This is a genomic window from Inquilinus sp. CA228, from assembly GCF_052078665.1.
Lineage (GTDB): Bacteria > Pseudomonadota > Alphaproteobacteria > DSM-16000 > Inquilinaceae > Inquilinus.
Genome location: NZ_JBQJIK010000030.1, coordinates 47,855 through 62,236, shown reverse-complemented (window position 1 = coordinate 62,236; position 14,382 = coordinate 47,855). Strand labels below are relative to the sequence as shown.

The window sequence follows — 14,382 nt, the reverse complement described above, 5'->3', positions numbered from 1 at the left end:
TCAAGGCAAACGGCCCCGGACCAAGGGCCGCAGCAGGGGTGGTCTACGGCTTTTTCGGTTGCGGTCGCCGGTCCGGTTCGACAGTGTCGCCGCCATGATGACAATGCCGCGACAGGCCCTACTCCCGGCAGATCCCCGCGGGGACGAATGACCGAGATCGCCCTCGTCACCGGGGCCACCGGCTTCGTCGGCTCGGCCGTGGCCCGCGCGCTGCTGGCCGAAGGCCATCGGGTCAAGGCGCTGGTGCGCCCGAACAGCGACCGCCGCAACCTCGCCGGGCTCGATGTCGAGCCGGTGACCGGCGACCTCGACGACCTGGCCTCGCTGGCGCCGGCGCTGCAAGGCTGCACCGCGCTGTTCCATGTCGCGGCCGATTATCGCCTCTGGGTCCCCGACCCCAAGGCGATGCTGCGCACCAATGTCGCGGGCACCGCGGCGATCCTGCGCGCCGCCGCGGCGGCCGGGGTGGTGCGCGCCGTCTACACCTCGAGCGTGGCGACGCTCGGCCATCATGCCGACGGCCGGCCGGCGGACGAGGCGACGCTGGCGACCGAGGCCCAGATGATCGGCCCCTACAAGCGGTCGAAGTTCCTGGCCGAGGACGCGGCCCGCCAGGCGGCCGCCGAGACCGGGCTGCCGGTGGTGGTCGTCAACCCGTCGACCCCGATCGGGCCGCGCGACGTCAAGCCGACCCCGACCGGGCGGATCATCGTCGAGGCCGCGACCGGCCGCATCCCGGCCTTCGTCGACACCGGGCTGAACCTCGTTCACGTCGACGACGTCGCCCAGGGCCATCTCGCCGCCTTCGCCCGTGGCGTGCCGGGCGAACGCTACATCCTGGGCGGGGAGGATTTCGCCCTGTCCGCCATCCTGGCCGAGATCGCCGCCCTGGTCGGCCGCAAGGCGCCGAAGATGCGGCTGCCGCTGGGGCCGATCTGGCCGGTGGCGCTGGTGGCCGAGACCGTCTCGCGCTTTACCGGCAGGGAGCCGATGGTGACGCGCGACGCGCTGCGCATGGCGCGCAAGACCATGTATTTCTCCTCGGACAAGGCCCGGGCGGCGCTGGACTACCGGCCGCGGCCGGCGCGCCAGGCCCTGGTCGACGCGCTCGGCTGGTTCCGCGAGAACGGCTACCTCCAATGATCGGTCTGGTCCTCGCCCTCGCCAGCCTCGCGGCGTGGCTCAAGCTGTGGCTGGCCCAGGGCCGGTTCTGGGAGACCGCGACCGCGCCCGCCGCGCCGCCGCCGGCCGCATGGCCCGGAGTCGTCGTGGTGATCCCGGCGCGCAACGAGGCCGAGGGCATCGGCGCCGCGGTCGGCTCGCATCTGCGCCAGGCCTATCCCGGCCGGCTGCAGGTGGTGGTGGTCGACGACCAGTCGGCCGACGGCACCGCCGATCTCGCCCGCGCCGCGGCGGCGGACGCAGGGGCGTCCGGCCGGCTGACCGTTATCTCGGGAACACCGCTGCAGCCCGGCTGGGTGGGCAAGATGTGGGCGGTGTCGCAGGGCGTCGCGGCGGCGGAGCGGACCGACCCTGAAGCGCGCTGGATCCTGCTGACCGATGGCGACATCGTTCACCGGCCGGGCAATGTGGCGCAGCTGGTGGCGCGCGGCGAGGCCGACGGGCTCGACCTGGTGTCGCTGATGGTGCGGCTGCGCTGCCTCGACTTCGCCGAGCGCTGGCTGGTGCCGCCCTTCGTCTTCTTCTTCAAGATGCTGTACCCCTTCGCCTGGGTGAACCGGGCGGACAAGGCCACGGCGGGCGCGGCCGGCGGCTGCATGCTGGTGCGGCGTGAGGCTCTGGCCCGGATCGGCGGCATCGCCGTCCTCCGCGACGCGCTGATCGACGACTGCACCCTGGCGGCGGCGCTGAAGCGCAACGGCAGGATCCAGCTCGACCTCACCGACGAGGCGGAAAGCCTGCGAATCTACGGCGATGTCGGCGAGATCTGGCGCATGGTGGCCCGCACCGCCTATACCCAGCTGCGCTACTCGCCCTGGCTGCTGCTCGGCACCGTCGCCGGCCTGATCGTCACCTATATCGCGCCGCCGGCCCTGACCCTCCTGGGGGAGGGGGCGGCACGCTATGTCGCCCTGGCCGCATGGGCGATCATGAGCGGCTGCTACGTGCCGATGCTGCGCTTCTACCGGCGCTCGCCGCTGTGGGCGCCCTTCCTGCCGCTTGCCGCGCTGGTGTATCTCGGCGCCACCATCGATTCGGCGCGGCGCCATTGGGCCGGTGTCGGCGGGGCCTGGAAGGGCCGCGTCTACGACCAGCCCGGCGCCTCCCTGTCCCGTCAGCCGTCAGACCCGTCCCCATGACCATCTCCAGCCCCTCCTTCCAGACCGACGACCTTGCCGGGCCCACGCGCGCCAGCCTCGACGACGCGATCGGCCGCGGCGTCGGCGGGCTGCTCGACCTGCAGCGCGAGGACGGCCACTGGGCCTTCATCCTGGAGGCCGACGCCACCATCCCGGCCGAATACATCCTGCTGAAGCACTTCCTCGGCGTGGTCGACCGGGAGAAGGAGGCGCTGCTGGCGACCTATATCCGCGGCATCCAGTCGGACAGACATGACGGCTGGCCGCTATGGCATGACGGGCCGTTCAACATCAGCGCCAGCGTGAAGGCCTATTTCGCGCTGAAGGCGGCGGGCGACGACCCGGACGCGCCGCACATGGCCCGTGCCCGTGCCGCCATCCTGGCCGCGGGCGGCGCCGCGCGGTCCAACGTCTTCACCCGCATCCTGCTGGCGCTGTTCGAGCAGGTGCCGTGGCGCGCCGTGCCGGTGATGCCGGTGCAGATCATGGTGCTGCCCTCCTGGTTCCCGTTCCACCTGAACAAGGTGTCGTACTGGAGCCGCACGGTGATCGCGCCGCTGCTGGTGATCATGGCGAAGAAGCCGCGGCCCGTGAGCCCGGGAGCGCTGTCGATCCAGGAGCTGATGGTCGAGCCGCCGGAGCACGTGAAGAACTGGCACGTCCATGTCGACGGCAGCTTCTGGGGCCGGTTCTTCCGCCGGCTGGACGGGGTGCTGCGGCCGATCGAGCCGTTCTTCCCGCGCCGGCAGACATCGATCGACAAGGCGGTGGCGTTCGTCACCGAGCGGCTGAACGGCGAGGACGGGCTGGGCGCGATCTACCCGGCCATGGCCAACTCCGTGATGATGTTCAAATGCCTGGGTTACGCGGACGACCATCCGGACCTGCAGATCGCCTGGGCCTCGATCGAGAAGCTGGTCGCCACGGTCGACGGCGTCACCTACGCCCAGCCCTGTTTGTCGCCGGTCTGGGACACGGCGCTGACCGCGCATGCCCTGCTGGAATCCGACGACCCCGAGGCGGTGGCGCGGGCCAAGCAGGGGCTCGACTGGCTGGTCCCGCGCCAGGTGCTGGACGTCAAGGGCGACTGGGCGGAGCGGCGGCCGGATGTGCGGCCGGGCGGCTGGGCCTTCCAGTACAACAACGCGCACTACCCGGACCTCGACGACACCGCGGTGGTGGTCATGGCCATGCACCGGGCCGACCCGGAGCGCTACCGCGAGGCGATCGACCGGGGCGTCGAATGGCTGCTCGGGCTGCAGAGCAAGAATGGCGGCTGGGCGGCCTTCGAGGTCGACAACACCTATCACTACCTGAACCACATCCCCTTCGCCGACCACGGCGCGCTGCTGGACCCGCCGACCTCCGACGTCACGGCGCGCTGCCTCGGCATGCTGGGCCAGCTGGGCCGGCGCATGGACGATCCGGCGGTGGCCCGCGGCGTCGCGTTCCTGCGCCGGGAGCAGGAGGCCGACGGCTCCTGGTTCGGGCGCTGGGGCACCAACTACATCTACGGCACCTGGTCGGTGCTGTGCGCCCTCAACGCCATCGGCATGGACCCGCAGGACCCGATCATCCGCCGCGCCGTCGACTGGCTCGCGGCGCAGCAGCGCGAGGATGGCGGCTGGGGCGAATCCGGCGACAGCTACTACGAGGGCAGGCCGGAGATGACGCCGGCGACCTCGACCGCGTCGCAGACCGCCTGGGCGGTGCTGGGGCTGATGGCGGTGGGCGAGACCGGGCATCCGGCGGTCGAGCGCGGCGTCGCCTGGCTCTCGGCGCATCAGCGTGCGGACGGGCTGTGGGACGAGCCGAGCTTCACCGCGGTTGGGTTTCCGCGGGTGTTCTACCTGCGCTATCACGGCTACCCGGCCTTCTTCCCGACCTGGGCCCTGTCCCGCTATCGCCGCCTGCGCGACAGCAACAGCGGCCGGGTCGAGGTGGGCATGTAAGCGGCGCCTCGCATGCTCGGCATCCTGACCGGACTGGCGAAGGAGGCGGAGATCGCGCGGCGGATCTCGCCGCTGGTCGCCTGCTCGGCCAGCGATCCGGGCCGGGCTGCCGCTCTGGCCCGTGATCTGATCAGCAGGGGCGCCACGGCGCTGCTCAGCTTCGGCATCGCCGGCGGGCTGGCGCCGGAACTGGCGACCGGGGATCTGGTGATCGGCGCTGCCGTGGCGACGGGCGGGGCACTCTACGCCTGCGATCCGGACCTGGCGGCACGGATCGCGGCCGTCCTGCCCCATGCGGTTCGCGGGGATGTCTGGGGCGGCGACGTCATCGTCGACACGGCCGCAGCCAAGGCCCGGCTGCATCGCGACAGCGGCGCGGTCATCGTCGATCTGGAAAGTGCTGCGGTGGCGGCGGCCGCGGCGGAAGCCGAGCTGCCCTTCGGCGTGCTGCGGGCCGTGGCCGACCCGGCCGCGCATGGACTGCCGCCGGCGGCGCTGGTCGGTCTCGACAGCGAGGGGCGCCCGGCGATCGGGCCGGTGCTGCGGGCCTTGGCCCGCAGTCCGAGTCAGCTGCCGGCGCTGATCCGCCTGGGGCGGCAGAGCAGCGCGGCGATGGCGGCGTTACTTGCCGCCGCCGGCGCCCTTGGCGGCCGCGACCTTCGGGGTGTGGCGTAGCTTCTCCAGCGCCTTCTGGACATGGGAGGAGAACACGAACTCGGCCGGGCGCTGCCGGTCCAGCGAGATCTCCGGCGCCATCGGCCCCTCGGTGCGGATGCCGCGCATGCCGACGAGGAAGGCCTTCAGCGGGTTGCGGAACATGTCCTTGACAGCGCTGGCCTCATAGCCCGAATGCACCATGCAGTTGGCGCACTTCTCGTAGTTGCCGGTGCCGTACTTGTCCCAGTCCGTCTCCTCCATCAGCTCCTTGTAGGTCTGGGCGTAGCCTTCGCCGAGGAGGTAGCAGGGCCGCTGCCAGCCGAAATAGGTCCGGGTCGGGTTGCCCCACGGCGTGCAGTGATACGTCTGGTTGCCGGCCAGGAAGTCGAGGAACATCGAAGACTGGCTGAACGACCAGCGCTTGCCGTTGTCGCCGCGCTTGAAGATGTCGCGGAACAGCTGCTTGGTGGTCTGGCGGTTGAGGAAGTGCTGCTGGTCCGGCGCCCGCTCATAGGCGTAGCCCGGCGACACGGTGATGGCGTCGACGCCCATCGCCTTGACGTCGTCGAAGAAGTTCGCGACGCGCTCCGGCACGGCGTTGTTGACCAGGGTGCAGTTGATGTTGACGCGGAAGCCGCGGGCCTTGGCGGCCTTGATCGCACTGACCGCGCGGTCGTAGACACCGTCCTGGCACACCGACCGGTCATGGTCCTCCTGGTCACCGTCGAGATGCACCGACCAGATCAGGAACGGGCTCGGCTTGTACTGATCGAGCTTCTTCTCCATCAGCAGCGCGTTGGTGCACAGGTAGACGTATTTCTTGCGGTCGATGATGCCCTGCACCACCTCCGCCATCTCCTTGTGCAGCAGCGGCTCGCCGCCGGCGATCGAGACCACCGGCACGCCCGAATCATCCACCGCCTGCAGGCAGTCGGCCACCGACAGGCGCTGGTTCAGGATCTCGTTCGGGTAGTCGATCTTGCCGCAACCGGCGCAGGCCAGGTTGCACCGGAACAGCGGCTCCAGCATCAGAACCATCGGGTACCGCTTGGTGCCCATCAGGTGGTTCTTCAGAAGGTAAGCGCCGATACGGATCTGCTGTTGAAGCGGTATACCCATGGGACCTTCGCAAAACTGTCGGCCAAAATCCGGGCCAAGCGACTATGCCTACTCGGCGGGAACCGGTGCGGTCAACTGGGAGGGCAGACGGAAGCGGATATTCTCATCGACGCCGCGCAGCGTCGAGACCTCGACGTCGCCAAAACGTCGCAGGGTCTCGACCAGCTCCTGCACCAGGCTGTCGGGGGCGGAGGCGCCGGCGGTGATGCCGACCGTCTCCTTGCCTTCCAGCCAGGCCGGATCCAGCGCCGAGGCGTCGTCGATCAGGTAGCTCGGCACCCCGAGCTCGTCGCCGATCTCGCGCAGGCGGTTCGAATTCGAGCTGTTGCGGGCGCCGATCACCAGCAGCACGTCGACCCTCTCCGCCAGCTCGCGCACCGCGCCCTGGCGGTTCTGGGTGGCGTAGCAGATGTCCTTGGTGTCGGGGCCGACGATGGCCGGGAACCTGGCCTTCAGGGCGTCGATCACCGCCTTGGTGTCGTCGACGCTCAGCGTCGTCTGGGTGATGTAGGACACCCGCTGGGGATCCGGCACCTCCAGCGTGGCGACATCCTCGACCGTCGAGATCAGGGTGACGCCGCCGGGGATCTGCCCGGTGGTGCCCTCGACCTCGGCATGGCCGGCATGGCCGATCAGGATCACGGTGCGGTCCTGGGCCGCGTATTTGCGGCCTTCGATATGCACCTTCGACACCAGCGGGCAGGTCGCGTCGATCACCTGCAGCCCGCGCTGCGCCGCGTCGCTCTCCACCGACTGGGCGACGCCATGCGCGCTGAAGATCGTGATGCTGCCGGCCGGCACCTCATCCAACTCTTCGACGAAACGGGCACCCTTCGCGCGCAGGCTCTCGACCACGTGCCGGTTGTGCACGATCTCGTGCCGGACATAGACGGGCTGGCCGTAGATCTCCAGCGCTCGCTCGACGATCTCGATCGCGCGTTCGACGCCGGCGCAGAAGCCTCGCGGCTGGGCCAAGATGATCCGCATTACGCACCTTGATGTTCTGGCTGGGCCTGGAATTCGCCAGAGTGAATCGCTCTCAATTTGAACCATACTACGCACCAACTTTGCGTGTCACTAAGGTGACCACGAGCGGGACGTGCAATGGGTTGGGATTGATATTTATCAAATTCACCGCATGGCCGATGTGCTGGCCGTCACAGCTGAATTCCGACGCGGCGGCGTTCGGAACTTCTCGGCAAAGGGGCGGGTTGAAGCCATCATGGGTCGATTGCGCCGCGTCGCGAGCCCGGATGGCGGCGGACCAACATTCCGAATCGGAAGAGAAACCATGCGCTCGCCTGCCTTCTCCAGACGCCTTGCCCTGGCCTTCGCACTCCTGCTGCCGTTGCCCTTCGCGGCGCTGCCGGCACAGGCCGCGGAGCCGCGCCAGGTCGTCGACACCCTCGACAACGCCCTGCTCGACGTCATGAAGAACGCCGACTCGCTGGGCTTCCGCGGACGCTATCAGAAGCTCGAGCCGGTGCTCGACCAGGCGTTCAACCTGCCGCTGATGGCCCGAATCTCCGTCGGCCCGGACTGGTCGACCCTGAGCCCGACCCAACAGCAGAAGGTGACGGATGCCTTCCGCCGCTTCAGCATCACCACCTATGCCGCCCGCTTCAACGGCTACAGCGGCGAGAGCTTCCAGGCCGAGGACGCCAAGCCGGTCAGCGGCGGCGACCAGGTGGTCAACACCAGGCTGGTGCGGCCGAACGGGGATCCGGTGCCGCTGAACTACCGGCTGCGCGGGCCGAACTGGCAGATCATCGACGTCTATCTGAACGGCACGATCAGCCAGCTCGCCAACTACCGGTCCGAATTCGGCGCGACCCTGCGCAGCGGCGGCGGCGACGCGCTGATCAAGCTGATCGAAGGCAAGATCGTCGAGCTGACGCCGAAGAAATAGGCCTCGATCCGGGCGGGAGCGTCGCTCCCGCCCGGCCGTCGGTCAGGGAATGTCCGGCAGCTGCGAGGCCGGGACGTCGCTGGCGGCGCCGGCCGCGGCCGGGCCGGCCGCCGCCGCTCCGGCGGGATCGGTGTAGAGGTCGCCGCCCGACGGGGCCTGGCCGCCGTCGAGTTCGGCCTGCCGGTACTGCCGGAACACGCTGCGCAGCGTGGCGTAGTAGTCGACCGAGTTGCGCTCCAGCTCATCCGTGGCGTCGACCGTGCGCGACCGCACGTCGACGCCCCTGAACACGAACTGGCCGACGCTCGCCTCGGTCGGGATATTGACGATGTAGCCCCAGGGGCTGCTGACCGTGTCGACCGCGAAGCCGACCGTATCACGCGGATTCGAGGGGCCGAGCAGGGGCAGCATCAGGTACGGGCCGTCGCCGATGCCCCATTTGTACAGCGTGGCGCCGAAATCGCCGGCCTGTTGCCGGACCACGCCCTGGGGCGTGGCGACGTCGATGAAGCCGCCGAGGCCGAAGGTCGAGTTCGCCAGGAAGCGCAGTAGCGTCTTGATGGCGGCGATCGGCTCGCCCTGCAGCACCTTGTTCACGAAGATCACCGGCTCGCCGAAATTCTGCAGCGCGTTGTGCAGGCCGTCGCGGGCGAACTCCGGCACCACGTCGCGATAGGCGATCGCCACCGGCCGGATGGCGTTCTTGTCGAGCGCCTGATTGAAGTCGAAGATCGCCCGGTTCATCGGCTCGAGCGGATCGTTGATCCGGTCGAACTCGGCCCGCTGCGCCGGGTCGGTCGGCGGCGTGGCGCAGCCGCTCAGCGCGGAGGCGGCGAGGAGCGCGGCGACGCCGAGGGCAAGGGGGCGAAAGGATCCACGTGAGCGCAACGGCATGTCCGGTCCGATCCCGTAAGCAACCGAAAGTCGGTGAAGTATCCCGCCGGGAATCGGCGGCCTGGCACGTTTCCGACCGCGGTCCGGATCGACCCGATCCCGCGACGGAGTGGAAAGTTACAATCCGAACAATATCCTGCGGCCTGTGCGGCAACAACCACCTGACGAAAAACTTTGTTCCCCTTCCGTCAGACCGCTTCGTATTGGGCGCCGGAACCCGGGCGCCGACCGGGGCCGCGACAGTCGCGGCCGGGCGAGACTAGCCGCATCCGGCCGGGCCGTCACCGGGCCTGATCCGGACGCTCCGTGAAGCCTGGCTTCACGGTGGGGCCTGATGATGGCGCCGCGGTGGCGCGGGCGGGCCGAGCAGCGCTGGCATGAACACCAGCACGGCGAACAGGGTGAACAGCAGCTCGACCGTCAGCAGCTCGCCCATGCCCGCCGTCCCGGGATGGGGCGAGAGCCACAGGCTGCCGAAGGCAGAGCCGGTGGTGAGCGCGCTGAACACGATGGCGCGGGTGGTGCTGGACTGCAGCGGCTCGCCGCGCCTGGCGCGCCAGTTCACCACGAAGTAGATGTCGAAGGCGACGCCGACGCCGAGCAGCAGCGGCAGGGCGATGATGTTGGCGAAGTTGATCGGCATGCCGGTGACGATGGTGGCCGCCAACGTCAGGAGGCCGGCCAGCAGCAACGGCGTCAGCGCCAGCAGCACGTCGCGCAGCCGGCGCAGCGCGACCGCGAGCAGGGCCGCGATCATCACGGTCGCCAGAATGCCGGCGGTGATGAAGGCGCCGACGATGGTGCGGCTCGATTCCTGGATCGTCACCGCGGTGCCGGTGGCGTGCGGCGCGATCGCGCGGACGGCGTCGACGAAGCGCTCCATGACCGTGTTGTCGGCGGCATTGCCCTTGGGGAACGCCGTCAGCTTGGCCTGGCCGTCCGGCGCGACCCAGGTCTCCCTCAGGTCCTGCGGCAGGTCGGCCAGCGTCACCGGTCCGGCCGAGAGCAGCCGCCGCAGCCGGTCCAGCGTCATCGGCAGCGCGTTCAGCAGGGCTTCGCTGACCCGGGCCAGGGTCGCCGCATCGGCCTTGGACAGCCGGTCCAGCCCGTCGGCCAGGCGGCGCTCGGGGCTGTCCGGCTCCGGCGCGATCTGGCGCAAAGTCGCCGCGGTCTTGGCGGCAGCCGCGCGAACCGCATCGTCGGACGGCGGCGCCTCGCTGGCCGGCGCGTCGAGGGTCGGGCCGATCAGCAAGGCGAGGTCGGACAGGATCGCCAGCTTGGCCTCCTGGTCGGTCGGCACGAAACTGTTCAGCGACAGCACGGTGTCGACCTCGGGCAGGGCCTGCAGCTTCGGCGTCAGCGCCGCCGCGGCCTCGACCGACGGGGTCAGGATGTCGATGGTGTTCGGCGTGGTCAGCGGGTCCCGCATCAGCTCGAGCATCGTCGAGGCCGCTTCGGAGCGCGGATCCACCAGGTTCAGCGGGTTGAAGTCGAAGGTCAGCCGCGGCATCAGCGCCAGACACGCCAGCGCCAGCAGCGCACCGGCGGCCAGCACCAGGCGCCGGTGCTTCAGCAGGAAGCGGTCGGCCGGGGCCAGCTCCGTCCAGCCGACCTCGCGCGGCTCGGCCCGCACCGGCAGCACCGCCAGCAGCGCCGGCAGCAGCGTCAGGTTCAGCGCGACGGCGATCAGCATGCCGACGCCGGCGATCAGCCCGAGCTCGGAGACGCCGCGATAGTCGGTCGGCAGGAAGGCGAAGAAACCGCTGGCGGCGGACAGCGCGGCCAGCACCAGGGCGCTGCCGACGCGGCGGATGGCGGCGTTGGTGGCGGCGAAGCTGTTGGGCGCGGTGGTGCGCTTGGCCCGCACGGCGATGCAGAGCTGGACGCCGAAATCGACGGCGATGCCGACGAACAGCACGGCGAAGGCGACCGAGATCAGGTTCAGGGCGCCCACGGCCAGCGCCGCGAAGGCCGCGGTCATCAGCAGCCCGACCGCCAGCGTGATCATGATCGCCGCGGTCATGGCGAAGGAGCGCAGGGCCAGCAGCAGCAGCCCCAGCACCAGCACCACCGACACCGTGGTCGACAGGCCGATGCCCTCGCTGACGCTGGCGAACTGGTCGTCGTTCAGCGGGATGTTGCCGGTCTGCCGCACGGTGACGCCGTAAGCCGGGGTCAGGTGCAGCGTCTCCGCCGTGGCGCGGACGAAGTCGGTGGCCTTTGCCCCGGGTTCGAGCGCGCCGTAGTCGAGCACCGGCTGCGCCAGCACGAAGCGGCGCAGGGCCCGCGGCGAGGGCGGGCCCGAGGACAGCAGCGACTGCCAGGACAGCGGCTGGACCACGTGGTCGGACGTCAGGTTGGCGTCGATCGTCGCCGCCATCCCGGTGAAGGCCGGCTGCATCTGCGACCGATCCGCCTGGCCCGTCTGGACGCCCTGCAGGACGAGGTCGAGGACGCCGAACAGCCCGCGCAGCGTCGGGTCGGCGGCCAGGCCGCCGAGCAGCGGCTGGGCGGCGATGACGTCGTCAGCCGTCTGCTGCACCTCCTTCAGCGACAGGAACAGGAGGCCGTTCTTGTCGAAGAACGGCCCACCATCCGGGCGGCGGACGGTCCTGAACAGCGACGGCTCCGCCGTCAGTGCCTTGGTCAGCTGCGCCGCCGCCGATTCCGCCAGCTCCGGCGTCTGGCCGTCGATGACGATGGCCAGCAGGTTGGTGTTCTGCGGAAACGCCTTGTCGAGCGCGGCGTTGTCCTGCTGCCAGGGCAGGTCGGGATCGATCAGCGTGCCGGTGTCGGTGTTGATCGACAGGCGGTGCATCACCACCAGCACGGCGCAGACCGACAGCACCAGCGCGGCGCCGATCACCCATAGCGCATGGCGTTGGCAGAAGGCGCCCAGATAGACCAGGGCACGGGTCAGGGACAGTCTGGAGGCAGGCACGCGGTCTGCTTTGCGATGATGGGGAGGGCAGGCGGGCGGGCGGAGTTGTATCCTGCTTCGCCGATGCGCGGAAGCGGTCCGGTGACCTGCGCAGCACTATGGCGCGGGGCGGGCGATCCGGGCCAGGCCCAGCCAGGCCAGCGCCGCCGCGGCGATCGCGGCCATCAGCAGCCAGGGATCGGTTCCGGTGACGCGCAGCGCCCAGGGGATCAGCGCGGTGGTCCCGGCCAGGCCGACGAAGGTGGTCAGGAAGGCGTAGCCGGCCTGGGCCATGTAGTGCAGCTCCGGCCGGATCTTCGTCCGGATCACGGTCTGGGCCGCCAGATAGGCGCCGCCGAAGGTCATGGCGTGGCCGAACTGGCTGAGGATGATCAGGGGCAAGGGCGGGTCGGTCGCCAGCAGCAGCCAGCGGCCGATCGCGACCAGGCAGCACACCGCCAGCAGCGTCGCCGGCGGGATCTTCTCCAGCCGCCGGGCGGCATAGCGGTAGACCACGATCTCGGCGGCGACGGCGGCGCCCCAGACGATGCCGGTGCTGCCCTTGGCGACGCCGTGGTCGATCCACCACAGGGTGCCGAAGGAATAGTAGAAGGCGTGCGAGGCCTGCAGCAGCAGGGCCGGGGCCAGCAGCGGCGCCGCCACCGCCAGGGCCGCGGCGGCGGCGCGCGGGTCGAGGCGCGGCGTCGGCGGCTGCCAGGACGGGCCTAGCACCGACAGACACAGGCACAGCAGCAGCCCGGCGGTGATGTAGGGCAGCAGCGCGGCGCCGTCCGGCAGGATCAGCAGCGCCCCCATGCCGACATTCCCGATCAGGAAGGCGAAGGAGCCCCAGGCCCGCATCCGGCCGTAGCCATGGCCGCTGCGCAGGGTCACGGTGTTGGCGAAGCTTTCGATCAGCGGGATCGAGCCGTAGACCAGCCCCACCGCCAGGACCGACAACAGGCCGACGGTGCCGGGATTCGCGATCAGCGTGGCCGCGATCAGCACCAGGGCGGCGGAGACGGCGGCGCCGGCGGCCACGCCGCCGGCCGGCAGCAGCAGGGTCGCGACCATGCCGAAGCCGAGGATGCAGACGGCGCGCAGGGCGAAGCCGGCGGCCATGGTCCAGCCGACCGCGTCGGCTGCCAGGCCGCTCGCCGCCAGCCACACCGGCAGATAGGGGGTCAGGATGCCGCTGACCCCGTAATGCGCCGACAGTGCGGCGACGGCGCGCAGCCTGCCGTGATCCGGCCGCGTCTCGGCCCCGCCCGCCGCGCCGTCGCTCAAGGCAGACCCATCACAGCCGGACCGCGGTGCCGGTGCGGCGCGAGCGTTCGGCGGCGAAGGCCATGAAGTGGCTGTCCAGCGACTCCTCCAGCGAGGTCAGCGAGACGTTCACCTGGCTGCGGCCGCGGCGCTGGATCTGCCGGCCCAGGAACTCGGCCATCAGCCGGTCGTCGCCGCCGCTGTGGCCGCTGTCCTCGACCGTGGTCAGGCGGATGGTGGTGACGTCGTCGGTGCGGAAGTCGATCACCGTGATCTCGTTGTTCTCCAGGTGCCCGGAGATCTCGCCATGGGTGCCCATCAGATGCAATGTCCGCGTGTTCTCGGCGGTGAAGGCGCTGACATTCAGCGTGCCGCTGACGCCGTTGGCGAAGCGCATCGCCACCACCTGGTTGTCGACCACGTCGTTGTCGCAGCGATAGACGCAGCGGCCATAGGGCCCCTCCCGCAGCGCCGTGCGGATGCCGTCGGGCGAGGTGTCGAGGGTCAGCACCTTGTGCGGCCAGCGGTCGGCCGGCTTGAACTTCTCCAGGTACAGGCGCTGGGCCGAGTAGGGGCAGCTGCGCTCGACCTTGCAGCCCTCGTCGCAGCGGTCGGTCGACCCGTCGGGCGCGTTCTCGCGCCGGAACTGGGACAGCGAGCCGTAGGAGGAGAGCTCCGTGCAGGGCGCGCCGGCCAGCCAGCGGATGATGTCCAGGTCGTGGCAGGTCTTGGCCAGGATCAGCGGGCTCGATTCATCCTCGCGCCGCCAGTTGCCGCGCACGAAGCTGTGGGCGAAGTGCCAGTAGCCGATATGCTCGGTCTGGCGCAACGTCACCAGCCGGCCGATCACGCCGCGGTCCAGGATCTCCTTGATGCGCGAGAAGAAGGCGGTGTAGCGCAGCACATGGGCGACGGTGACGTCCGCGCCGGTCTCCCGCGCGGCCTCGGCCAGGATGCGGGTCTCCTCCTCGGTCGGCGAGATCGGCTTCTCCAGCAGGATGCCGAGGCCGCGGCGGATCGCGGCCAGGGCCGGCTCCAGATGCAGCGCGTCCGGGGTGGTGATCAGGACGGCGTCGAGCTCGGTCTCGCGGGCCAGCAGGTCGCGCCAGTCGGCGTAGAGATGCTCGGCGCCCAGGCCGTGGCGGGCGGCGGCGTCCTGCAGCCGGTCGGCCCGCGGATCGGCGATGGCGACGACCCGGGCCTGATCGGGCCGGCGGCGGATGTAGTCGCCATAGGCCTCGATGCCGCGGCTGCCGGCGCCGATGACGGCGACGCGGATCTGCTGGGATTTCAGGGATTTGGACATCGGTCTTGGCTTTCAGGCTCGAACGATGGAGTTGCAGG

General features: G+C 70.2%; 11 protein-coding genes. 5 read left to right on the top strand and 6 right to left on the bottom strand.

What is annotated here, in order from left to right; translation table 11 throughout:
• The first annotated feature begins 147 nt into the window (after positions 1–147).
• From hpnA to ACTOWL_RS16720, 4 genes are read left to right on the top strand one after another with little or no spacing between them, the layout of a single operon-like run.
• A complete protein-coding gene (hpnA, locus tag ACTOWL_RS16735; protein WP_441322389.1) occupies positions 148–1,143 on the top strand; it encodes a hopanoid-associated sugar epimerase in 996 nt (331 codons plus the stop codon).
• Positions 1,140–2,321: a glycosyltransferase gene (locus ACTOWL_RS16730; RefSeq protein WP_441322388.1), complete on the top strand. Its 1,182-nt coding sequence runs from the start codon at positions 1,140–1,142 to the stop codon at positions 2,319–2,321. Before hpnA ends, ACTOWL_RS16730 begins: the two co-directional genes overlap by 4 nt.
• A complete protein-coding gene (shc, locus tag ACTOWL_RS16725) occupies positions 2,318–4,273 on the top strand; it encodes a squalene--hopene cyclase (protein WP_441322387.1) in 1,956 nt (651 codons plus the stop codon). Before ACTOWL_RS16730 ends, shc begins: the two co-directional genes overlap by 4 nt.
• A 12-nt stretch (positions 4,274–4,285) precedes the next feature.
• The gene (locus ACTOWL_RS16720; RefSeq protein WP_441322386.1) at positions 4,286–4,948 is read left to right on the top strand and encodes a phosphorylase family protein; all 663 of its coding nucleotides are present in this window, start codon (positions 4,286–4,288) and stop codon (positions 4,946–4,948) included.
• On the opposite strand, the gene hpnH is transcribed toward ACTOWL_RS16720, so the two are convergent.
• Complete coding sequence (gene hpnH / locus ACTOWL_RS16715; RefSeq protein WP_441322385.1) at positions 4,895–5,989, bottom strand: adenosyl-hopene transferase HpnH; 1,095 nt, start codon at positions 5,987–5,989, stop codon at positions 4,895–4,897. The two genes, ACTOWL_RS16720 and hpnH, sit on opposite strands and share 54 nt — an antisense overlap.
• A gap of 108 nt (positions 5,990–6,097) precedes the next feature.
• Positions 6,098–7,036 (bottom strand): 4-hydroxy-3-methylbut-2-enyl diphosphate reductase, encoded by a 939-nt coding sequence (gene ispH, locus ACTOWL_RS16710; RefSeq protein WP_441322384.1) that lies wholly within the window; start codon positions 7,034–7,036, stop codon positions 6,098–6,100.
• Positions 7,037–7,340: 304 nt separating this feature from the next.
• On the opposite strand from ispH, the gene ACTOWL_RS16705 reads away from it, so the two are divergent.
• Positions 7,341–7,958, top strand: a complete 618-nt coding sequence (locus tag ACTOWL_RS16705; protein ID WP_441322383.1) for an ABC transporter substrate-binding protein — start codon at positions 7,341–7,343, stop codon at positions 7,956–7,958.
• A 42-nt stretch (positions 7,959–8,000) separates the two neighbouring features.
• Here ACTOWL_RS16705 and ACTOWL_RS16700 read toward each other — a convergent pair whose 3' ends face one another.
• The 4 genes from ACTOWL_RS16700 to ACTOWL_RS16685 form a co-directional block, all read right to left on the bottom strand.
• Positions 8,001–8,846, bottom strand: coding sequence for an MlaA family lipoprotein (locus tag ACTOWL_RS16700; RefSeq protein ID WP_441322382.1), 846 nt, complete (start codon positions 8,844–8,846; stop codon positions 8,001–8,003).
• A gap of 325 nt (positions 8,847–9,171) precedes the next feature.
• Entirely contained in the window at positions 9,172–11,793 is a 2,622-nt protein-coding gene (locus ACTOWL_RS16695) for an MMPL family transporter (protein ID WP_441322381.1), read from the bottom strand.
• A gap of 96 nt (positions 11,794–11,889) precedes the next feature.
• Positions 11,890–13,059, bottom strand: a complete 1,170-nt coding sequence (locus ACTOWL_RS16690; RefSeq protein WP_441322380.1) for an MFS transporter — start codon at positions 13,057–13,059, stop codon at positions 11,890–11,892.
• A gap of 10 nt (positions 13,060–13,069) precedes the next feature.
• Positions 13,070–14,344, bottom strand: coding sequence for a Gfo/Idh/MocA family protein (locus tag ACTOWL_RS16685; RefSeq protein ID WP_441322379.1), 1,275 nt, complete (start codon positions 14,342–14,344; stop codon positions 13,070–13,072).
• Positions 14,345–14,382 lie beyond the last annotated feature (38 nt).

Excerpts from the sequence above, each read along its gene's own strand:
- hpnA (WP_441322389.1), top strand. The coding sequence starts at position 148 with ATGACCGAGATCGCCCTCGTCACCGGGGCCACCGGCTTCGTCGGCTCG.
- ACTOWL_RS16730 (WP_441322388.1), top strand. The coding sequence starts at position 1,140 with ATGATCGGTCTGGTCCTCGCCCTCGCCAGCCTCGCGGCGTGGCTCAAG.
- shc (WP_441322387.1), top strand. The coding sequence starts at position 2,318 with ATGACCATCTCCAGCCCCTCCTTCCAGACCGACGACCTTGCCGGGCCC.
- ACTOWL_RS16720 (WP_441322386.1), top strand. The coding sequence starts at position 4,286 with ATGCTCGGCATCCTGACCGGACTGGCGAAGGAGGCGGAGATCGCGCGG.
- hpnH (WP_441322385.1), bottom strand. The coding sequence starts at position 5,989 with ATGGGCACCAAGCGGTACCCGATGGTTCTGATGCTGGAGCCGCTGTTC.
- ispH (WP_441322384.1), bottom strand. The coding sequence starts at position 7,036 with ATGCGGATCATCTTGGCCCAGCCGCGAGGCTTCTGCGCCGGCGTCGAA.
- ACTOWL_RS16705 (WP_441322383.1), top strand. The coding sequence starts at position 7,341 with ATGCGCTCGCCTGCCTTCTCCAGACGCCTTGCCCTGGCCTTCGCACTC.
- ACTOWL_RS16685 (WP_441322379.1), bottom strand. The coding sequence starts at position 14,344 with ATGTCCAAATCCCTGAAATCCCAGCAGATCCGCGTCGCCGTCATCGGC.